We start from the raw sequence: 20,906 nt of genomic DNA, 5'->3' as shown, positions 1-20,906 counted from the left end.
GGGGCTCCCGTGTCAGGCCCGGGGCGCCCGGGCCCCGCTCACCACCGCACCGCCGCGAAGTCCACCGGCCGCGGCCGCAGCGCCTGCGTCCGGGCGGTCAACTCCCGCATCCGCCGGGCCATTTCCCCCTCCGGCAGGTGCTTGCGGTCCCCGTGCCCGGCCAGCAGCCACGCGAAGCGCAGCCGCCCGACGGTCCGGGCCAGCGACGCCGCCAGCTCCGTGATCGAGTACCAGGTGACGCTGTCCGCCACCTCGACGTCCCCGGTCGCCCGCGACCAGTAGAAGCTGTCGCCGCTGAAGCAGTACCGCTCGTCCGCGACGTAGAGCACGCTGCCCAGGGTGTGGCCGGGCAGCGGGTGGACCACCACCCCCGCGGCGACCTCCACCGGATCGGTGCCCCGCACCACCCGGTCCGCGTCCGGCGCCGCGTCCAGGTCGCCCTCGTGGATCCACAGCCGGGCCCCGAAGCGGTCGGCGTAGCGGCGCCCGTGCGCGGCGTGGTCCCGGTGGGTGAGCAGCACGTCCGTCACCGCCCCGGCCGCCTCGAACCGCTCGGCCAGCGGCTCGCTGAACCGCGGGGTGTCGATCATCATCTGGGTGCCGCCCGGCCGCCGCAGCAGGTACGCGTTGGCCCCCGCGGTGTGCCGCGAGTTGTGCCCGCAGAAGCTGACCGCGTCGTCGAGCCGCAACGGGAACGGGTCCAGCTCCGCCGCCACCCGGCCGTCACGCCGTCGGACCGACCGCGTCGGACAGGCGAACGCCACCGCGTGCAGCTGCCGTTCCTCCGCCGCCCCGCGCGGCTGCCGGACCACTTCGGACCGGCCGTCGACCTCCTCGATCAGCTCCGGCGCGAGCTGCCGCGCCACGTCGCAGTTGGTGCACCGGTCATCCACGTACCAGTCGCCGCCGCCGTCGTCCTGCGCTGAGGGCGCCGACCGGCCGTCCGCTGTGGTGTTCACGGTCCTTCTGCCTCCTTGACCCCTGTGCCTGGCTGGGCCCGATGGTTTCCCTGCCTCTCGCGGTCCTGAGGTTCCCGCGCCGCACCGGAAAAGAGGAAGGGGGGCAGAGCCTTGTTTCTGCTGGTCACGGGGTCTCTCGCGGGGGCAACGACGACGTGGTGTCATGTACGCAACATGTCTGCGGAGCTGCTTCGCCCCTCAGCTGAGGTCGTCCATGAACGCCCCGCGGCCGGCAGCCCGCCGCACTCCGCGCGCACCGCATCAGCCATCAGCCCGTCCCGACAGTCGATCGGGACGGGCTGACCTGGTTTTCTCGTGTTGCCCGGGGCCCCGCCTCAGCCCTTGAGCGTCTGGACGAACGCCGTCCAGGCGGTGGTGGGGATGACGAGCGCGGGTCCGTTGGGGGTCTTGCTGTCGCGGACGGGGACGATGCCGGGGAAGTGGTCGGCGATCTCGATGCATTCCCCACCGTTGGTGTTGCTGTAGCTGCTCTTGCGCCAGCGGGCGGTGCTCAGTTCGGGGGTGTGTTGCATGGCGAGTAGTCCTCCGTTGCTCGGTCTCGGTTTGCCGCCTCAGTCCTTGAGCGTCCGGACGAACGCCGTCCAGGCGGTGGTGGGGATGACGAGCGCGGGTCCGTCGGGGGTCTTGCTGTCGCGGACGGGGACGATGCCCGGGAAGTCCTCACTGATCTCGACGCAGTTGCCCCCGTTGGTATTGCTGTAGCTGCTCTTGCGCCAGCGGGCGGTGCTCAGTTCGGGGCTGTGTCGCATGACGTGTAGTCCTCCATTGTGGTTCGGATCAGCTTCACGGAGTCGGCCACTGTGAGGGCGTTGGCGCGAAGCACCTCGTACTGGCGTCGCCATTTCATCACCCGCGCCGAGTCCTCGTAGAGATGACCGAACTTGATGCCTTCCTCGTAGGCAATCGTGGAGCTGTTCGGCAGCGTCAGCAGAGTCAGTGCGCCGCTCATGAGTGAGTGGCCACCCCCGCTGAACGGCATCACCTGAATTTTGCTGTCCCGAGTATCTGCCTGCCTCAGCAGTGAAGCCAGCTGTTTGTGCATGCACTCCGCGTCCCCGATGCGACGCCTGAGGATGGACTCATCGATGATGGCCCAGCGGAGCGGTGGGTCGTCGGAGCGCTGCCGCTCCTGGCGGGAGATGCGAGCGTTGACCCGTTCCTCGACCTGGCCCTCGGCCAGCTCCTCCTGGCAGCGCAGCAGTGCTCGGGCGTAATCAGGTGTCTGCAACGGCCCAGGCACTACCTGCGGTTCGTAGTTCTCGATGACCGTCGCCTGGGCTTCGCAGTCCATGAACCGCCGGTACTGATCCGGATGCACCTCCCGTTTCGCCAACTGGTACAGGCCGTGGAAGTGCTTGCCCGTGCCGAAGGCCGCGTCCAGGGCGGAGGGGAGTTCCGGCGGCGGCATCATCTCGGCCGTCTCGACGCGGGCCAGATTGCTCTTGCTGGAGTTCACGATGTCGGCCAGCTGGACCAGCGACATCCTGACCTCTTCCCGGTAGCGGCGCAGCTCCGAGCCGAAGTGGTGCCGGGCCGATACGTACGGGGTCAGGATCTTGGGTGCGAACTTCACTGTTCCGCCCTTCGTGTTTTCCGGAATTCGAATGCTCCCGCTCTCAACGCGGGGACGACGCATGGCTGTTGAGGCCATGTCTCACACAGCGACGATGTCGATACAGACGGTAAGCACAGTCGAGATCCGAACTCCAGCCCCCGCAAGCGTGCTTCGCCATCCGGGGCCGGAGCCCGCCGAAAGGACGCCCCCCATGGCCCAACGCACCACCACGCCACGGCTGTTGCCCTGGACCCGGGACGACGGCGCGCCGTGCTTCCTCATCACGGACGATCCGTGCAGCCGGATGTCGCTGCTGGCCGACGACGTGGAGGAGGAGATGCTCGCCGCCGCCGGGAAGCTGCTCGCGGACACCGACCCGCCGCCCGGACCGGAGGCCGGGCGGAGGGAGTTGAGCGGGTTGGTGGTCGGGTTGCGCGCGGCGCTGCGCGACGTCCGGCGGATCGCCGTCAGCCGGGGCGAGCGGCTGCCGGAGCCCGGTGACCGGGATGAGGCGGGGTAACGGGGCGGCGCCCCCTGCGCGCATCGTGCAACCGTTCGGTTCGCGGCGTGGTCTGGCCCTTCACGAAGGGACCACGAGCGAGTGCGCCCCGGCCCCGGCCTGGCCCGAAGGCCGCCGTCCGCCGCGGACGGGGGGAAGTCGGGCCCCGGGTCGGCGCGGCAGGCGTCGGAGGTGGCGCAGCGGTCCTCGGGCCCCGGGCCGGCGCTCACCCACGCGATGCGCACGCACTACCTCCCACGGCCCACCGGAGCGGGGCAGGAGGACGCCCCGACCGAGTGCCAGGTCTTCCTCCAGGCGACCGGGGGACACCGACGTCGCCGACGACATCGTCGTGAAGGTCGTCGCGACCGAGGCCACGCCGCGCCCGACTCCGCGCCGTCCGCCCCCGCGGCCGACCCCCGCCGGGAGAACGACACCGCGCCGGTGACGGTCGAGTACACCGACCAGCGGGCGACGGGCCGCAACGCGGCGGGCGGGGCGGTCCACCCATGGACCGCCCCGCCCGCCGCGTTGCGGCATCCCGCCGCCTACGGCAGCGCCAGCATCCGCTCCAGCGCCAGCTTGGCGAAGTGCTCGGTCTCCTCGTCGACCTGGATGCGGTTGACGACCTTGCCGTCCGCCAGCGACTCCAGCGTCCAGACCAGGTGCGGCAGGTCGATGCGGTTCATGGTCGAGCAGAAGCAGACCGTCTTGTCGAGGAAGACGATCTCCTTGCCCTCGGGCGCGAAGCGGTTGGCCAGGCGGCGGACGAGGTTCAGCTCGGTGCCGATCGCCCACTTGGAGCCGGCCGGCGCCGCCTCCAGGGCCTTGATGATGTACTCGGTCGACCCGACCTGGTCCGCCGCCGCCACGACCTCGTGCTTGCACTCGGGGTGGACCAGGACGTTCACGCCCGGGATGCGGGCCCGCACGTCGTTCACCGAGTCCAGCGAGAAGCGGCCGTGCACCGAGCAGTGACCGCGCCACAGGATCATCTTCGCGGCCCGCAGCTCCTCGGCGGTCAGCCCGCCGTTCGGCTTGTGCGGGTTGTAGACCACGCAGTCGTCCAGGGACATGCCCATGTCCCGCACGGCCGTGTTGCGGCCCAGGTGCTGGTCCGGCAGGAAGAGGACCTTGGTGGTCGCCCGGTCCTCCCCCTGGTCGAAGGCCCACTCCAGCGCCCGCTTGGCGTTCGACGAGGTGCAGATCGTGCCGCCGTGCTTGCCGGTGAACGCCTTGATGTCGGCCGAGGAGTTCATGTACGAGACCGGCACCACCTGCTCGGCGACGCCCGCCTCGGTGAGCACGTCCCAGCACTCGGCGACCTGCTCGGCGGTGGCCATGTCGGCCATCGAGCAGCCAGCGGCCAGGTCGGGGAGGATCACCTGCTGGTCGTCGCCGGTGAGGATGTCCGCCGACTCGGCCATGAAGTGCACGCCGCAGAAGACGATGTACTCCGCGTCGGGCCGGGCCGCGGCGTCCCGCGCGAGCTTGAAGGAGTCGCCGGTGACGTCCGCGAACTCGATGACCTCGTCGCGCTGGTAGTGGTGCCCGAGGACGAAGACCTTCTCGCCCAGCTTGGCCTTGGCGGCGCGGGCGCGCGCGACCAGGTCCGGGTCGGAGGGCGCCGGCAGGTCACCGGGGCACTCCACGCCGCGCTCGCTCTTCGGGTCGGCCTCGCGGCCGAGGAGGAGCAGCGCCAGCGGGGTGGGCTGGACGTCCAGGGGCTGGGCGGTGGTCACGACACGCACCCTCTCTTCTCTGCGGAAAGTCCTTGCGGACGGTCTCTGCGGGGACGGCGGGATGCGCTGCGGCTCCGCCTTTTCGTCTATTTGACGCTATCTATCATAGCCGGTTCACGTCACTTTGACGATGGCCATAGTGTCGATGTGACGCACCAGCCGCGTGGCCCGCGGGCCACCCCGCCCGCCGGTCGGGCCTGGGGCGTCCGCCCGTCGGTGTGCGAGCATGAAGAAAGAGAAGGACAGATCACGCGCAGCCGGAATTAATCCGGGACGCCGCCGGTTGGAACTGTTCGCAACCGATGGCAAGCGGTCCGTACAACCCGGGAGAGATGTAGATGAGCGTTCAGGACGAGACCACCGTCACCGACGGCATCATCCTGTCCGACGCGGCCGCGTCGAAGGTCAGGACCCTGCTGGAGCAGGAAGGCCGGGACGACCTCGCGCTGCGCGTCGCGGTCCAGCCCGGCGGCTGCTCGGGCCTGCGCTACCAGCTCTTCTTCGACGAGCGCTCGCTCGACGGCGACGTCGTCAAGGAGTTCGACGGCGTCAAGGTCGTCACCGACCGGATGAGCGCTCCCTACCTGGGCGGCGCCTCCATCGACTTCGTCGACACGATTGAGAAGCAGGGCTTCACGATCGACAACCCGAACGCCACGGGCTCCTGCGCCTGCGGCGACTCCTTCAGCTGACCCTGCCCGGGCCCACGGGCCACGGCACGTGAAAGGCGGCACCCTCGGCCGGGGGTGCCGCCTTTTCGTGCGTCCCGCCGCCGGTTACCGCGGCGCCACCGACTTGCCGGACGTGGCGTCCACCACCGTCCGGCCGTCCAGCGGCTTCTCCAGCGTCACGGTCTTGCTGAAGTCCTTGGCGATCTTCACGCAGATCTGGCCGGGGTGCTTGTCCTTCCCGGTGACCGTGACCCGCACCGTGCCGCCCGACTCCTGCACGCCGGCCGTGTAGGTGCTGCACACCCCGCCCCAGAAGTGGACGGTCAGCGTCCGGCCGTCGTCCGCCACCTGGTAGCCGGACAGCGTCATCGCGGTGGTCCCCGGCCGGGACGGCTTCGGGCCCGCCGGTTCACTGCCCCGCAGGAACTTCGGTTCCACCGCGGTCCCGGCGATCGTCGAGGTGGTGCCCGGCGTACCCGCGGCGCCCGGCGTGCGCACCGTGTACAGCCAGGACGGCACCAGCACCTGCCCGCCGTGCGAGTACCGCACCGCGAGCCCGAAGGCCGCACCGGTCACCTCGGACACCGCCGGCTTGCCGTTCGGCGACGGCTCGCAGGGCGCTATCCCGCCGCCCTGCGGGGCCTTGTCGCCCTTCTGCTGGAAGGTGGGCGCCGACGGGCAGTGGGCCAGCGGGTGCATCGTCCGACCGTCGCCGTTCAGCTCGCTCAGCGTCGTCCTGGCGTCCCGGACGGGGTACTCCGCCCCCTTCGTCGGATTCGCCAACTCGCCGCTGCCGCCGACCAGTTGTCCGTCCGAACCGACCTGGAGCCGGCTCTGCCAGCCGAACGTCGGCAGCCCGCCGATCACCGGGTCGGCGGTCACCACCCGCACCGCGGCGAACGTCTGGTGCGCGTCGAGCCGGGCATCCGGCTGGCCGAGCGCGGCCAGCACCGGCCGCACCGCCTGCCGGGCCGTCGCCTCGGACGCCGGACCGCTGCCGGCGTCCCCACCGGCCCCGCTCCCGGCGTCCGCACCGTCCGTCCCGCCCCGGTACGACGGACAGCCCGACCGGCCGTCGGTCAGCGGGCACTTGGTCCCGTCGCCGCCGCCGAACCGGCTGAACACCCAGTTCCCCGCGCCGGTCTTGGCGACCCGCAGCGTGGTGCCCCGACCGTCCGGCCCCGGCGTGCCGACCGCCCACCAGGTGCCGTCCGACCGCACCGATCCGGCCACGTCCAACGCCTTCGCCAGTCGCGCCACGGCGGACTGGTCGATTCCGCCCGTGGGCCGGTAGACGGGTGCGGACCGCGGGCCGTCGGGGAGCTTGCCCACCACGCGGTACTGGTCGTGGTGCGGGGCCGGCTCGCCGACCGCGATCGACGCCGAATCCAGCGCCAGCGGCGGCGGCCCGCCGTCGGCCGCGCCGGCCTGCCCGGCGCCGTCGGACGCGGACGAGGCCCAGTACGCCGCGCCGCCTCCGACGGCCAGCACCGCGCCGGCCACCGACGCGACCACCAGGGGAGTGCGCCGGCCGCGCCGTTCGGGTCGGGTGGCCTGGGGGGTGTCCTGGCTCTGCGGGGTCTCCTCGGTGCTCACCGCTCGCTCCTTCAGCTCCGCCGGTCATCTGACGTGCCACCCGGCAGGGTGGACGCCGATGGGACGGAACAGGGGCGCGGACGGTTCCCCGCACGCCGTCCGCCCCGCCGCCCCGCACCCCCTGTGACGGCCCTCACAACAGACGGTGCGCACCACAAGAGACGCCCGTCAGCCCCGCTTGAAACGCCCTATCATGAGGTGTTTTCGCGCTTTTCGAAGTGTCCAGGAATGGGCAGATGCCGGGCCCCTCGCCGGGTAGCGTTGCCCTCCGTCCGCCCGACCCCACGCCCTCCGCAGGAGCAGACCCGCCGTGCGTATCGCAGTCTCCGGCTCCATTGCCACCGACCACCTGATGACCTTCCCCGGCCGCTTCGCCGACCAGTTGGTCGCCGACCAGCTGCATACGATCTCCCTCTCCTTCCTGGTCGACCAGCTCGACGTCCGCCGCGGCGGGGTCGCGCCCAATATCTGCTTCGGCATGGGCCAGCTCGGCATCCGGCCGATCCTGGTCGGTGCCGCGGGCAGCGACTTCGAGGAGTACCGCGCCTGGCTCGACCGGCACGGTGTCGACACCCACTCGGTGCACATCTCCGAGGTCCTGCACACCGCCCGCTTCGTCTGCACCACCGACGCCGACCACAACCAGCTCGGCTCCTTCTACACCGGTGCCATGAGCGAGGCCCGGCTGATCGAGCTCCAGACGGTGGCCGACCGGGTCGGCGGCCTGGACCTGGTCCTGATCGGCGCGGACGACCCCGAGGCGATGATCCGGCACACCGAGGAGTGCCGGACCCGCGGCATCCCCTTCGCCGCCGACTTCTCCCAGCAGATCGCCCGGATGGACGGCGAGAACATCCGCCTCCTCATGGAGGGCGCGACCTACCTCTTCAACAACGAGTACGAGGCCGGGCTCATCGAGTCCAAGACCGGGTGGACCGCCGAGGAGATCCTCGCCAAGGTCGGCACCCGCGTCACCACCCTCGGCTCCAACGGCGTCCGCATCCAGCGGGTCGGCGAGCCGGACATCGAGGTCGGCGTCGCCGAGGAGAAGGTCAAGGCCGACCCGACCGGCGTCGGCGACGCCTTCCGCGCCGGCTTCCTGTCCGGCCTGGCCTGGGGCGTCGGCCTGGAGCGCGCCGCCCAGATCGGCTGCATGCTGGCCACCCTGGTCATCGAGACCGTCGGCACCCAGGAGTACGAGCTGCACCGCAGCTCCTTCATGGACCGCTTCACCAAGGCGTACGGCCACGACGCCGCCGGCGAGGTCCGTCAGTTCCTGGTCTGACCCACCGGGCCGCCCGGCCTCAGACGCGGCGCCGCACCACGTAGGCGGCGCCGCGTTCCGCCGGCTCCTCGCCGACGTACTCCTGCTCCCGCATCGCGCACCACGCGGGGATGTCCTGCCGGGCCGCCACGTCGTCGGCGAGCACCGTCACCGTCCCGCCGACCGGCACCTGGTCGATCACCTTCGCCAGCTCGATGACCGGCACCGGGCAGCGCCGGCCGAGCGCGTCCACCACCACCCCCGGCGCCGCCGCCGGCTCGGCGACCGCCGCCGGTTCCGCCGCCCGGCGCGCCGGCTCCTCCACGGGCACCCCGAACCGCTCCCGCACCGACCGCACCGCCTGCGGCAGCACCGTCAGGAACCGCTCCACGTCCGCCGCCTCGGTGCCGTACGGCAGCGACACCCGGACGTTCCCCTCCGACAGCACCCCCATCGCCCGCAACACGTGGCTCGGCGTCAGGGTGCTGGACGTACACGACGAACCGGAGGAAACGGAGAACCCGGCCCGGTCCAACTCGTGCAACAGCGCCTCGCCGTCGACATAGAGACAAGAGAAGGTGACGAGGTGCGGCAGCCGCCGCACCGGATCGCCGACCACCTCCACGTCCGGCACCAGCTCCGGCACCCGCGCCCGGATCCGGTCCACCAGCCCGCCGAGCCGCACCGCCTCGTCGGACCCGCCCTCCGCCGCGGCCCGCAGCGCGCGCAGCGCGGCCGCCGCGGCCACCACCGCCGGCAGGTTCCCGAAACCCGGGCTGCGCCCCGACTCCCGTTCGTCCAGCGGCCCCTGGGGCGCGAACCGGGTCCCCTTGCGGACGACCAGCAGCCCGACCCCGGGCGGCCCGCCCCACTTGTGCGCGCTCGCCGTCAGCACCGACCAGGCACCGGGCACCGGTCCCCACGGCACCGACTGCGCCGCGTCCACCAGCAGCGGCACACCGGCCTCCCGGCAGCGCGCGGCCACCTCCTCCACCGGCTGTGCGGTGCCCACCTCGTGGTTGGCGGACTGCAGGCACACCAGTGCCGCGTCCCCGCCGAGCGCGTCGGCCACCGCGGCCGCCGCCACCCGGCCCGTCCGGTCCACCCCGACCTCCGTCACGGTCCCACCGGCCGCGGCGTGCACCTCGGCGACGTGCAGCACCGCGGAGTGCTCCACCGCGGAGTGCACCAGCCGCCGTCCGACACGCCGACGGGCCGCCAGGACGCCGAACATGCCGGCATGCACCGCATGCGTCCCCGAAGGGGTGAACGTCAGCTCGTCGGGGCGACACCCCACGGCGTCCGCGGCGGCCTCCCGCGCGGCGTCCAGCAACAGCCGGGCCCGTCGCCCCTCGCGGTACAGGCGGGCCGGATCGGCCCACCCCTCGTCGAGCGCGGCGAGCAGGGCCTCCCGGGCGACCGGGTGCAGCGGAGCGGCCGACGCCGCGTCGAAGTAGGGCACGTACGAGACGGTAGAGCACCCTCGGTGGGGTCGCCGGGCGGGCCGTCAGATGCCCCGCGGCGGGGGGCGATCGGGGCCCACGACGCCGGTGGGGGAAGGGCTCGGCCACCCCTTAGGGGTGCGATGCGGCGCGTTGGGCACCCTCCCCGCGCGACCCCAAATAGCGTCCAGTAGGGTTTGGTCCGCATAAACATCCAAACCCCTGCCCGAAGCAGGGCGGCGACCGACCAGCGAGTAAGGCCGCAGCCGACCGCTCGGGCGAGACTCTCGGGAAGGCGCTACGTGAGTCCCAACGGCTCCGACCGCTCGTCGCGGCGCCCGATGCGGCGGAAGCTGCCGCAGGTGCTTGCTGCGGGCCTGGTCCTGGCGACCGCGACTGGTTGCACATACAAGGACTTCCCCCGCCTCGGCATGCCAACGCCCGTCACCGACGAGGCGCCGCGGATCCTCTCTCTTTGGCAGGGCTCCTGGGCCGCCGCCCTCGCAACGGGCGTGCTGGTCTGGGGCCTGATCATCTGGAGCGTGATCTTCCACCGTCGCAGCAGGACCAAGGTGGAGGTCCCCGCCCAGACGCGGTACAACATGCCGATCGAGGCGTTGTACACCATCGTCCCGTTCATCATCATCGCGGTGCTGTTCTACTTCACCGCGCGTGACGAGAGCGCGCTCCTCAAGACGTCCAAGAAGCCGGACCACGTCATCAACGTCGTGGGCTTCCAGTGGAGCTGGGCGTTCAACTACCTGGAGAACGTCGACGGCAACCCGAAGACGACGAACATCAATTCTCCGGAGCTCAAGGCGGTCCCGGACAAGTGGAAGAAGTCCGCGCCGCAGGGTGCGGACGGCGTCTACGACTTCGGCACGCCGGCCACGCGCAACCCGCAGACCGGCAACCCCGGCCCGACGCTCTGGCTGCCGAAGGGCGAGACGGTCCAGTTCGTGCTGACCTCGCGGGACGTCATCCACTCCTTCTGGGTGGTGCCGTTCCTGATGAAGCAGGACGTCATCCCGGGCCACACCAACGTATTCGAGGTGACCCCCAACAAGGAGGGCACCTTCATGGGTAAGTGCGCGGAGCTCTGCGGCGTCGACCACTCCCGGATGCTCTTCAACGTCAAGGTCGTCTCGCCTGCCAAGTACCGGCAGCACCTGAAGGACCTGGCGGCGAAGGGACAGACCGGGTACCTGCCGGCGGGTATCGAGCAGACTGACCACGCCAGGAATGCGGAGACCAAGAACCAGTGAGCATCCTCAACGAACCTCAGGGTGCCGCCGCCGAATCGGCTCCGGCAGCACCACCCGTACGCAAGAAGCAACCCGGTATCGCTGCCGTCAAGTGGCTCACGACCACTGACCACAAGACCATCGGCACGATGTACCTGGCCACGTCGTTTGCGTTCTTCTGCATCGGCGGCGTCATGGCGCTCCTCATGCGCGCCGAGCTGGCCCGCCCGGGTACGCAGATCATGTCGAACGAGCAGTTCAACCAGGCGTTCACGATGCACGGCACGATCATGCTGCTGATGTTCGCGACGCCGTTGTTCGCCGGGTTCGCGAACTGGATCATGCCGCTGCAGATCGGTGCGCCGGACGTGGCGTTCCCGCGGCTGAACATGTTCGCCTACTGGCTGTACCTCTTCGGCTCGCTGATCGCGGTCGCCGGGTTCCTCACCCCGCAGGGTGCCGCGGACTTCGGCTGGTTCGCCTACTCGCCGCTCTCGGACGCGGTGCGTTCGCCGGGCGTCGGCGCCGACATGTGGATCATGGGTCTGGCCTTCTCCGGCTTCGGCACGATCCTCGGTTCGGTCAACTTCATCACCACCATCATCTGCATGCGAGCCCCGGGCATGACGATGTTCCGGATGCCGATCTTCACGTGGAACGTGCTGCTGACCGGTGTGCTGGTCCTGCTCGCCTTCCCGGTGCTGGCCGCCGCGCTGTTCGCCCTGGAGGCGGACCGCAAATTCGGTGCCCATGTCTTCGACGCGGCCAATGGCGGCGCCCTGCTATGGCAACACCTCTTCTGGTTCTTCGGCCATCCAGAGGTGTACATCATTGCCCTACCGTTCTTCGGCATCATTTCCGAGGTCATTCCGGTCTTCTCCCGGAAGCCGATGTTCGGTTACGTCGGCCTGATTGCCGCGACGATTTCCATCGCCGGTCTTTCGGTGACGGTGTGGGCGCACCACATGTACGTGACCGGCGGTGTGCTGCTGCCGTTCTTCTCCTTCATGACATTCCTGATCGCCGTCCCGACCGGTGTGAAGTTCTTCAACTGGATCGGCACGATGTGGAAGGGCTCGCTGTCCTTCGAGACGCCGATGCTCTGGGCGATCGGCTTCCTGATCACCTTCACCTTCGGTGGTCTGACCGGCGTCATCCTGGCGTCGCCCCCGATGGACTTCCACATCTCCGACTCGTACTTCGTCGTGGCCCACTTCCACTACGTGGTCTTCGGCACGGTCGTCTTCGCGATGTTCGCCGGCTTCCACTTCTGGTGGCCGAAGTTCACCGGCAAGATGCTCGACGAACGGCTCGGGAAGATCACCTTCTGGACGCTGTTCATCGGCTTCCACGGCACGTTCCTGGTCCAGCACTGGCTGGGCGCCGAGGGCATGCCCCGCCGCTACGCGGACTACCTCGCCGCGGACGGCTTCACCACGCTGAACACCATCTCCACGATCAGCTCGTTCCTGCTGGGCATGTCGATCCTGCCGTTCCTCTACAACGTCTGGAAGACCGCCAAGTACGGCGAGAAGATCGAGGTGGACGACCCGTGGGGCTACGGCCGCTCGCTGGAGTGGGCGACGTCCTGCCCGCCGCCGCGGCACAACTTCCTCACCCTGCCGCGCATTCGCTCCGAATCCCCGGCGTTCGATCTGCATCACCCGGAGATCGCGGCGCTGGACGCGCTGCACAACGGTCGCGAGGGTGACAAGGCGCTGGCCGGCGGCAAGGAGGCGGGCAAGTGAAGATCCAGGGCAAGATGTTCATCTGGCTGAGCGTCTTCATCCTCGCCATGGCGGTCGTCTACGGCGTGTGGTCGAAGGAGCCGGCCGGTACCACGGCGCTCTTCCTGGCCTTCGGCCTGTGCATCATGGTCGGTTACTACCTGGCCTTCACGGCCCGGCGGATCGACGCGGGTGCCCAGGACAACGAGGACGCCGAGGTCGCGGACGACGCCGGTGAGCTGGGCTTCTTCAGCCCGCACAGCTGGCAGCCGCTCTTCCTCGGCATCGGTGGCGCGCTCGCCTTCCTGGGCGTCGTCTTCGGGTTCTGGCTGCTGTACTTCTCCCTCCCGGTGATCCTCGCGGCCCTCTTCGGCTGGGTCTTCGAGTACTACCGCGGCGAGAACCGCACCCAGTAGTACGCACCAGACGAGAACCGCGGCAGACACGCCGCAAGGTCGGGCCCGGACACCCCAACAGGTGTCCGGGCCCGACCCGTTTGCAGTCCTCCAACGCGCCGCCGAAAGGGATTCTTCGTACGTTTGGGGCATGAGCCACAGACCCCGAACCCGGACGGTGCTGAGCTGCGGCCTCCTGCTCGTGCCCCTCGCGGTGAGCACCACCGCGTGCGGGGGCTCGTCGTCGGAATCGCTCTCGGCCAACCCCTACGACGCGTCCGACCAGATATCCGCGAACATCCCGGCGGACGGCAGGCACAAGGCGGACCCCGACAAGCCGCTCGAGGTCTCCCTCAAGGGCGACGAGTCGCGGATCACGGACGTCACCGCCACCGACTCCACCGGCCGCTACGTCCGCGGCGAACTGAGCGCCGACGGCCGGCACTGGCGCACCACCGTGCCCCTGGCCGCCGGCACGCGCTACACGGTGCAGGTGAGCACCGAGGAGGAGGACGGCACCCCGGGCCGCAAGACCCTGGTGGTCAACACCAAGGACGCGGACGACCGGCTGACCGTCAAGTTCGGCCCGGAGAGCGGCGAGTACGGCGTCGGCCAGCCGGTCACCGCAGAGCTCAGCAAGCCGGTCACCGACCCCAAGGCCCGGGCCGTCGTCGAAAGCGCCCTGAAGGTCGACTCCACGCCCCGCGTGGAGGGTTCCTGGCACTGGGTGGACGGCAAGAAGCTGCACTTCCGCCCCAAGGCCTACTGGCCCACCCACGCCACCATCGCGGTCCACAGCAACCTCGACGGCCTGAAGATCGCCGGGGGGCTCTACGGCGGACCCGCCAAGCCGGTCCGGCTGACCACCGGCGACCGGATCGAGGCCGTCACCGACGCCGCCGCGCACCAGATGACCGTGCTGCGCAACGGCAAGGCCATCAACACCATCCCGGTCACCACCGGCAAGCCCGGCTTCTCCACCCGCAACGGCGTCAAGGTCGTGCTCGGCAAGGAGAGTTTCGTCCGGATGCGCAGCGCCACCGTCGGCATCGCCGCCGGCAGCTCCGACGCCTACGACCTGCCGGTCTACTGGGCCACCCGGGTGACCTGGAGCGGCGAATACGTGCACGCCGCGCCCTGGTCGGTCGGCTCCCAGGGCGCCGCCAACGTCAGCCACGGCTGCACCGGCATGTCCACCGGCAACGCCCAGTGGTTCTTCAACACCGTCCGGGTCGGCGACGTCGTCAAGGTCGTCAACAGCGGAGGGGCCACCATGACGCCGTTCGACAACGGCTTCGGCGACTGGAACATGCCCTGGAAGGACTGGCGCGCCGGCAGCGCGCTCAAGAACCAGGCCGCCACGACCACAGGCGCGGCCGAGCGGCAGCAGAACCCCGCCGCCGACGCCCGGCTCCGCCCGCAGGTCTGAGGGCCGCTCAGGGGCCGTTCACGGCCCCTTCGAGCACCTCGGTCAGGCCGGCACCACGTCCTGGACGAGCCGCCGCCGGCGCAGCAGTCCGGCCAGTGCGTCGGCGAACGCCACCGGGTCGAGGGGATGGGTCACCGCGGCGTCCGCGCGGCTCCAGGTGGCCAGCCAGGCGTCCTGTGGACGGCCGATCAGCAGCAGCACCGGCGGGCACTGGAAGATCTCGTCCTTGACCTGCCGGCAGACGCCCATGCCGCCCGCCGGCGCCGTCTCGCCGTCCAGGACGCAGACGTCGATGCCGCCCTGCTCCAGGGCCTCCAGGACGGCCGGGGCGGTGGCGCACTCCAGGATCTCGATCTGTGGGGCGTCGGGGGCCGGGCGCCGTCCGGCCGCCAGCCGGACCTGCTCGCGGGTGTTGGCGTTGTCGCTGTAGACCAGCACCGTGGCAGTCGCCTGCATCGTTCCTCCACCTTTGTCGCGGACCTGCGTAGCGCGGATACGGCTCCTGATCAAACCGTTGCGCGATGCTACTCCCGGACGGGCCCCGGGCAGGAGAGGGCGTACGGCCCCGAAATGCGGTCGACGGCCCGTCAGGAGCGGCTTTCCCAGGGGCCGTGCGCCATCCGGCGCTGCGCACTTCCCCCCTTCGGGCGACCGTCGAGCCGGCCCGAACGAGCAGCGCATACGCCCTTGACACACCGAACGGCACCCCCCGGAGTGAGGGCGGGATAAGCGACCGACATAATGTCGGTCGTGGCGACAGCAACGACAGTAGAAACCGGGCACGCGCACCCGTCGGTCAATCGGCCGAACCTCACCAGCGTCGGAACCATCATCTGGTTGAGTTCCGAGCTGATGTTCTTCGCGGCCCTCTTCGCGATGTACTTCACCCTTCGATCGGTGACGGGCGAGGCGTATTGGAAGCACTCCGCTGATGCGCTGAATCTTCCGTTCTCCGCGACCAACACCACGATCCTGGTGCTCAGCTCGCTGACGTGTCAGCTCGGCGTTTTCGCGGCCGAGCGTGGCGACGTCAAGAAGTTGCGAACCTGGTTCACGATCACCTTCATCATGGGTGCCATCTTCATCGGCGGTCAGGTCTTCGAGTACACGGAGCTGGTCAAGCACGAGGGCCTCTCGCTCTCGTCCGGCCCGTACGGCTCGGTGTTCTACCTGACCACCGGTTTCCACGGACTGCACGTGACGGGCGGTCTGATCGCCTTCCTGCTGGTCCTGGGCAGGACGTACGCGGCCAAGAGGTTCACCCACACACAGGCCACCGCGGCCATCGTCGTGTCCTACTACTGGCACTTCGTCGATGTCGTCTGGATCGGCCTCTTCGCCACGATCTACCTGATCCGGTAAGAGGTCCGACCGGACTCGCATATCGGACAGACACAGCCAAAGCATCGACGCAGAAGATCCTGACACCGGGGTAATCCGTGAAAAAGCTCTCCGCACGACGGCGCCATCCGCTGGCGGCGCTCGTCGTCCTACTCTTCGCGCTGGCGGTCACTGGGGGGCTGTACGCCGCGTTCGCGCCGGCGAACAAGGCTCAAGCCGATGACGCCGCCCAGTCTCTTGCCATCAAGGAGGGCAAGAAGCTCTTCGCCGTGGGCTGCGCAAGCTGCCACGGCACCGGCGGTCAGGGCAGCTCCGACGGCCCGAGCCTGGTCGGCGTGGGCGCCGCCGCCGTCGACTTCCAGGTCGGCACCGGCCGCATGCCCGCCCAGCAGCCCGGCGCCCAGGTGCCGAGTAAGCGGAACATCTACAACAACGCCCAGATCGACCAGCTCGCGGCCTACGTCGCGTCGCTGGGCCCGGGCCCGTCCGTGCCGGACAAGGCGCAGTACAGCGCCGACGGTGCCGACATCGGCAAGGGCGGCGAGCTGTTCCGCACCAACTGTGCCCAGTGCCACAACTTCACCGGTAAGGGCGGCGCCCTCACCAACGGCAAGTTCGCACCGACGCTCGAAGGCGTGGACCCGAAGCACATCTACGAGGCCATGCAGACCGGCCCGCAGAACATGCCCTCCTTCGGTGACGGCAGCCTGAGCCCGCAGAACAAGAAGGACATCGTCGCGTACCTCGGCGCCGTCAACGGCGACAAGACCGCGAGCCCCGGCGGTATGGAACTCGGTGGTCTGGGCCCGGTGACCGAAGGTCTCTTCGGCTACATCTTCGGCCTGGGTGCGTGTGTCGCGGTCGCCATCTGGGTCGCAGCCCGGACTACGAAGGCCAAGAAGTCATGAGTGAGACAGAAGAAAACCTTCCCAGTGAGCGGGAGACGCCTCACGAGGGCGCGGTGGGGAAGGCGGGCAACCCCTTCGCCGACCCCGGGCTGCCGCCCCACGAGCACCGCATCCAGGACATCGACGAGCAGGCCGCCAAGCGCTCCGAGCGCACCGTCGCCATGCTCTTCCTGGTGTCCATGCTCGCCACCGTCGCGTTCATCGCGTCGTACGTGGCCATCCCGATCGACAAGATCGTCTACATCTTCCCGATCGGTCACGTCAGCGGGCTGAACTTCGCCCTCGGTCTGACCCTGGGCGTGGCGCTCTTCTGCATCGGCGCCGGCGCGGTCCACTGGGCCCGCACGCTGATGTCGGACGAGGAGGTCGCCGACGAGCGGCACCCGATCGAGGCCACCCCCGACGTCAAGGCCAAGGTCCTCGCGGACTTCGCCCAGGGCGCCAAGGAGTCGCAGTTCGGTCGGCGCAAGCTGATCCGCAACACGATGTTCGGTGCGCTGGCCCTGGTGCCGCTCTCCGGCGTCGTGCTGCTGCGCGACCTCGGCCCGCTGCCCGAGAAGAAGCTGCGGACCACCGGCTGGAAGAAGGGCATCCGCCTGGTCAACCAGTCGACGAACCTCCCGCTGCGTCCCGAGGACATCGCGGTCGGCTCCCTCACGTTCGCCAAGCCCGAGGGCCTGGAGGAGAACGACGAGGACTTCGCCAACAAGATCGCCAAGGACGCCCTGATGCTCGTGCGGATCCAGCCGCAGAACATCAAGGACAAGCAGGAACTCGCCTGGTCGCACGAGGGCATCGTGGCGTACTCGAAGATCTGCACCCACGTGGGTTGCCCGATCAGCCTGTACGAGCAGCAGACGCACCACGTGCTCTGCCCCTGCCACCAGTCGACCTTCGACCTTTCCGACGGCGGTCGGGTGATCTTCGGCCCGGCCGGTCACGCCCTGCCGCAGCTGCACATCACGGTGAAGGACGGCTTCCTCGAGGCCGCAAGCGAGTTCGCGGAGCCCGTCGGCCCGAGCTTCTGGGAGCGCGGATGAGTAACGAGACGACCGCGACCACTACGCGCCGCGGCCAAGCGCCACGGGGCGAGCGGATCGCCGACTGGGCGGACGGCCGGCTGGGCATCTACAGCCTGGCCAAGTCCAACATGCGCAAGATCTTCCCGGACCACTGGTCCTTCATGCTGGGTGAGGTCGCGCTCTACAGCTTCATCATCATCATCCTGACCGGTGTCTACCTGACGCTGTTCTTCCACCCGAGCATGGCCGAGGTCACCTACCACGGGTCCTACGTGCCGATGCACGGGATCAGGATGACCCAGGCGTTCGAGTCGACGCTGAACATCAGCTTCGACGTGCGCGGCGGTCTGCTGATCCGGCAGATCCACCACTGGGCGGCGCTGGTCTTCCTGGCCGCGATGATGGTCCACATGATGCGGGTGTTCTTCACCGGTGCGTTCCGCAAGCCGCGTGAGGTCAACTGGCTCTTCGGCTTCCTGCTGTTCGTCCTGGGCATGTTCACCGGCTTCACCGGTTACTCGCTCCCCGACGACCTGCTGTCCGGCACCGGTGTCCGCTTCATCGAGGGCGTCATCCTGGCGATGCCGCTGGTCGGCTCGTACCTGCAGATGTTCATCTTCGGTGGCGAGTTCCCCGGGCACGACATCATCCCGCGGTTCTTCACGGTCCACGTGCTGCTGCTGCCGGGCATCATGCTCGGCCTGCTGGTGGCGCACCTGATCCTGGTCTTCTACCACAAGCACACGCAGTTCCCGGGTGCCGGCAAGACCAACAACAACGTGGTCGGCATGCCGCTGCTGCCGGTCTACATGGCCAAGGCCGGAGGCTTCTTCTTCCTGGTCTTCGGTGTGATCTCGGTGATCGCCGCGGTCGCCAGCATCAACCCCGTGTGGGCCATCGGCCCGTACCGGCCGGACCAGGTGTCCACCGGTGCGCAGCCGGACTGGTACATGGGCTTCGCCGAGGGCCTGGTGCGCGTCATGCCGGGTTGGGAGTGGGACTTCTGGGGCCACACCATCAACTTCGGTGTGCTGATCCCGATCCTGGTCTTCCCGCTGGTCCTGGTCGCCATCGCGGTCTACCCGTTCATCGAGTCCTGGGTCCGTGGCGACAAGCGCGAGCACCACATCCTGGACCGCCCGCGCAACGTGCCCACCCGTACCGGCTTCGGTGTGGCCTGGCTCGTCGCGTACTTCGTGATGCTGATCGGTGGCGGCAACGACCTGTGGGCGACGCACTTCCACCTGTCGATCAACTCGATCACCTGGTTCGTCCGGATCGCGTTCTTCGTCGGGCCGGTGCTGGCCTTCATCGCCACCAAGCGGATCTGCCTGGGCCTCCAGCGCCGCGACAAGGACAAGGTGCTGCACGGACGCGAGTCCGGCATCATCAAGCGCCTGCCGCACGGTGAGTTCATCGAGGTCCACGAGCCGCTCAACCAGGAGCAGCTGCACGTCCTGACCCAGCACGAGCAGCCCGAGCCGCTCGAACTCGGTCCCGAGGTCGACGAGAACGGCGTCCGGCGCAAGCTCAAGCGCACGCAGAAGCTGCGCGCCAAGCTCTCCAAGGGCTACTACGGCGAGGACAACGTCATCCCCAAGCCGACCGTCGAGGAGTACAAGGAGATCACCAGCGGCCACGGCCACCACTGATCCCCGCGGGCGCGGCACCGCCGCGCACCGCTGGTAGTACGCCACCCAGAGGGCCCCGTCCACGGATAGGACGGGGCCCTCCGGCATGCCCGCGGCTCGATAGGGTGAGCGGCACAAGCAGGAGACGAACCAGGAGCGTGGACCATGAACGTTGTGACCCCGGTGGGCGGCGGCAGCGTGGCGGACCGCTCCTGGCCGGCCGTACTGAACGCCCTCCTCGACGGCCGCGACCTCACCGCCGACGACACCGCCTGGGTCATGGACCGGATCATGCGGGGCGAGGCCACCGACGCGCAGATCGCCGGCTTCGCGGTGGCGCTGCGCGCCAAGGGCGAGACCGTCGCGGAGATCTCCGGTCTGGTCCGGACGATGTACGCGCACGCCAGCCTGATCGAGGTGCCCGGCCCCACCGTCGACATCGTCGGCACCGGCGGCGACGGGGCGAACACCGTCAACATCTCCACCATGTCGGCGATCGTGGTCGCCGGCACCGGCGCCAAGGTCGTCAAGCACGGCAGCCGCGCCGCTTCCTCGGCCAGCGGCGCCACCGATGTCCTGGAGAAGCTGGGCGTCAACCTCGACCTCACGCCGCGGCGGGTCGTCGAGGTCGCGGCCGAGGCCGGGATCACCTTCTGCTTCGCGGCCAAGTTCCACCCCGCGCTGCGCCACGTGGCGGCCGCCCGCGGCCAGCTGGGCATCCGCACGACCTTCAACGTGCTGGGTCCGCTGACCAACCCGGCCCGGGTCAAGTCCCAGGCCACCGGGGTCGCGGACGCCCGGATGGCGCCGATCCTGGCCGGCGTGCTGGCCGAGCGCGGCTCGTCCGCACTGGTCTTCCGCGGCGACGACGGGCTGGACGAACTGACCACCACCGCCACGTCCCGGGTGTGGATCGTGCAGGACGGCCGGGTCCGCGAGGAACCGTTCGACCCGCGCGACGTCGGGATCGACCTGGTCCCGGTGGAGGCGCTGCGCGGCGCCGACGCGTCGTACAACGCCGAGGTGGCCCGACGGCTCCTCGACGGCGAGCGGGGCCCGGTGCGGGACGCGGTGCTGCTGAACTCCGCCGCCGCGCTGGCCGCGCTGGAGCCCTGCGACGCCCCGCTGACCGAGCGGATCCGCGCCGGCCTCGACAAGGCCGCCGCGGCGCTCGACTCGGGGGCCGCCAAGCGCTCGCTGGAGCGCTGGGTGGCGGCCAGCAACGCCTGACGACGATGTGACGCAGCTCCCGGTCCGGAATGCGGACCGGGACTTGCGCCCGGATGATCGTGTGGCATGATTCTGCGCAGGTCACGAGTGACAGCGATGTAGGCCCCGGCCCGCTGTCCGGCAACCCTCCTTCCGTGGCGGGGTGCCCCGGGTGATGACCAGGCCGCAGGCAGCGAGGTCTGCGGCAAGCGCGGATCCCTCGCCAGGGATCCTGGTCCCCGAGGGAGTCC

General features: G+C 69.7%; 20 protein-coding genes and 1 riboswitch. Of the genes, 12 read left to right on the top strand and 8 right to left on the bottom strand.

What is annotated here, in order from left to right:
* Positions 1-38: 38 nt before the first annotated feature.
* The 4 genes from ABD385_RS05745 to ABD385_RS05730 form a co-directional block, all read right to left on the bottom strand.
* Positions 39-959 carry a 4Fe-4S domain-containing protein gene (locus ABD385_RS05745; protein ID WP_344573852.1) on the bottom strand — a complete coding sequence of 307 codons (921 nt, stop codon included), beginning with the start codon at positions 957-959 and terminating at the stop codon, positions 39-41.
* 335 nt (positions 960-1,294) lie between these two features.
* Positions 1,295-1,492 (bottom strand): DUF397 domain-containing protein, encoded by a 198-nt coding sequence (locus ABD385_RS05740; protein ID WP_344573851.1) that lies wholly within the window; start codon positions 1,490-1,492, stop codon positions 1,295-1,297.
* A gap of 39 nt (positions 1,493-1,531) precedes the next feature.
* Positions 1,532-1,729, bottom strand: coding sequence for a DUF397 domain-containing protein (locus ABD385_RS05735; RefSeq protein ID WP_344573850.1), 198 nt, complete (start codon positions 1,727-1,729; stop codon positions 1,532-1,534).
* On the bottom strand, positions 1,708-2,553 hold the full coding sequence (locus ABD385_RS05730; protein WP_344573849.1) for a helix-turn-helix domain-containing protein: 846 nt from the start codon (positions 2,551-2,553) through the stop codon (positions 1,708-1,710). Before ABD385_RS05730 ends, ABD385_RS05735 begins: the two co-directional genes overlap by 22 nt.
* A 193-nt stretch (positions 2,554-2,746) precedes the next feature.
* Here ABD385_RS05730 and ABD385_RS05725 point away from each other — a divergent pair, with 193 nt between their 5' ends.
* Complete coding sequence (locus tag ABD385_RS05725; protein WP_344573848.1) at positions 2,747-3,055, top strand: hypothetical protein; 309 nt, start codon at positions 2,747-2,749, stop codon at positions 3,053-3,055.
* Between the two features lie 527 nt (positions 3,056-3,582).
* Here ABD385_RS05725 and nadA read toward each other — a convergent pair.
* Entirely contained in the window at positions 3,583-4,776 is a 1,194-nt protein-coding gene (gene nadA / locus ABD385_RS05720; protein ID WP_486388769.1) for a quinolinate synthase NadA, read from the bottom strand.
* Positions 4,777-5,114: 338 nt separating this feature from the next.
* Here nadA and erpA point away from each other — a divergent pair, with 338 nt between their 5' ends.
* A complete protein-coding gene (gene erpA / locus ABD385_RS05715; protein WP_344573846.1) occupies positions 5,115-5,468 on the top strand; it encodes an iron-sulfur cluster insertion protein ErpA in 354 nt (117 codons plus the stop codon).
* Between the two features lie 84 nt (positions 5,469-5,552).
* On the opposite strand, the gene ABD385_RS05710 is transcribed toward erpA, so the two are convergent.
* Positions 5,553-7,043, bottom strand: a complete 1,491-nt coding sequence (locus tag ABD385_RS05710; RefSeq protein WP_344573845.1) for a hypothetical protein — start codon at positions 7,041-7,043, stop codon at positions 5,553-5,555.
* 310 nt (positions 7,044-7,353) lie between these two features.
* Here ABD385_RS05710 and ABD385_RS05705 point away from each other — a divergent pair, with 310 nt between their 5' ends.
* Positions 7,354-8,328: a carbohydrate kinase family protein gene (locus tag ABD385_RS05705; protein ID WP_344573844.1), complete on the top strand. Its 975-nt coding sequence runs from the start codon at positions 7,354-7,356 to the stop codon at positions 8,326-8,328.
* Positions 8,329-8,347: 19 nt separating this feature from the next.
* Here the strand turns inward: ABD385_RS05705 and ABD385_RS05700 are convergent, their stop codons facing one another.
* Positions 8,348-9,769 (bottom strand): cysteine desulfurase/sulfurtransferase TusA family protein, encoded by a 1,422-nt coding sequence (locus ABD385_RS05700; RefSeq protein WP_344573843.1) that lies wholly within the window; start codon positions 9,767-9,769, stop codon positions 8,348-8,350.
* A gap of 282 nt (positions 9,770-10,051) precedes the next feature.
* Between ABD385_RS05700 and ctaC the strand changes: the two genes are divergently transcribed.
* The 4 genes from ctaC (at position 10,052) to ABD385_RS05680 (ending at position 14,544) form a co-directional block, all read left to right on the top strand.
* Positions 10,052-11,014: an aa3-type cytochrome oxidase subunit II gene (gene ctaC, locus ABD385_RS05695; protein ID WP_344573842.1), complete on the top strand. Its 963-nt coding sequence runs from the start codon at positions 10,052-10,054 to the stop codon at positions 11,012-11,014.
* The gene (gene ctaD, locus ABD385_RS05690) at positions 11,011-12,741 is read left to right on the top strand and encodes an aa3-type cytochrome oxidase subunit I (protein WP_344573841.1); all 1,731 of its coding nucleotides are present in this window, start codon (positions 11,011-11,013) and stop codon (positions 12,739-12,741) included. The genes ctaC and ctaD overlap by 4 nt, the downstream gene beginning before the upstream one ends.
* Positions 12,738-13,136, top strand: a complete 399-nt coding sequence (locus ABD385_RS05685) for a cytochrome c oxidase subunit 4 (protein ID WP_016572309.1) — start codon at positions 12,738-12,740, stop codon at positions 13,134-13,136. Before ctaD ends, ABD385_RS05685 begins: the two co-directional genes overlap by 4 nt.
* Positions 13,137-13,266: 130 nt before the next feature.
* Positions 13,267-14,544 carry a L,D-transpeptidase gene (locus ABD385_RS05680; protein ID WP_344573840.1) on the top strand — a complete coding sequence of 426 codons (1,278 nt, stop codon included), beginning with the start codon at positions 13,267-13,269 and terminating at the stop codon, positions 14,542-14,544.
* A gap of 42 nt (positions 14,545-14,586) precedes the next feature.
* Here ABD385_RS05680 and ABD385_RS05675 read toward each other — a convergent pair whose 3' ends face one another.
* Complete coding sequence (locus tag ABD385_RS05675) at positions 14,587-15,000, bottom strand: hypothetical protein (RefSeq protein WP_275465011.1); 414 nt, start codon at positions 14,998-15,000, stop codon at positions 14,587-14,589.
* Between the two features lie 285 nt (positions 15,001-15,285).
* Here ABD385_RS05675 and ctaE point away from each other — a divergent pair, with 285 nt between their 5' ends.
* The 5 genes from ctaE (at position 15,286) to trpD (ending at position 20,676) form a co-directional block, all read left to right on the top strand.
* The gene (gene ctaE / locus ABD385_RS05670) at positions 15,286-15,906 is read left to right on the top strand and encodes an aa3-type cytochrome oxidase subunit III (RefSeq protein WP_016572312.1); all 621 of its coding nucleotides are present in this window, start codon (positions 15,286-15,288) and stop codon (positions 15,904-15,906) included.
* A 77-nt stretch (positions 15,907-15,983) separates the two neighbouring features.
* Complete coding sequence (gene qcrC / locus ABD385_RS05665) at positions 15,984-16,793, top strand: cytochrome bc1 complex diheme cytochrome c subunit (protein WP_344573839.1); 810 nt, start codon at positions 15,984-15,986, stop codon at positions 16,791-16,793.
* On the top strand, positions 16,790-17,833 hold the full coding sequence (gene qcrA / locus ABD385_RS05660; RefSeq protein ID WP_344573838.1) for a cytochrome bc1 complex Rieske iron-sulfur subunit: 1,044 nt from the start codon (positions 16,790-16,792) through the stop codon (positions 17,831-17,833). Before qcrC ends, qcrA begins: the two co-directional genes overlap by 4 nt.
* Positions 17,830-19,467, top strand: a complete 1,638-nt coding sequence (gene qcrB, locus ABD385_RS05655; RefSeq protein ID WP_344573837.1) for a cytochrome bc1 complex cytochrome b subunit — start codon at positions 17,830-17,832, stop codon at positions 19,465-19,467. The genes qcrA and qcrB overlap by 4 nt, the downstream gene beginning before the upstream one ends.
* A gap of 144 nt (positions 19,468-19,611) precedes the next feature.
* Positions 19,612-20,676: an anthranilate phosphoribosyltransferase gene (trpD, locus tag ABD385_RS05650; protein ID WP_344573836.1), complete on the top strand. Its 1,065-nt coding sequence runs from the start codon at positions 19,612-19,614 to the stop codon at positions 20,674-20,676.
* 79 nt (positions 20,677-20,755) lie between these two features.
* A riboswitch (SAM riboswitch) is annotated at positions 20,756-20,873 on the top strand.
* Positions 20,874-20,906: the final 33 nt, after the last annotated feature.

Source organism: Streptomyces lunalinharesii (assembly GCF_039532155.1).
Classification (GTDB): domain Bacteria; phylum Actinomycetota; class Actinomycetes; order Streptomycetales; family Streptomycetaceae; genus Streptomyces; species Streptomyces lunalinharesii.
The sequence above is the reverse complement of the archived record's forward strand: the minus strand, read 5'-3'. Positions and strand labels throughout refer to the sequence as shown.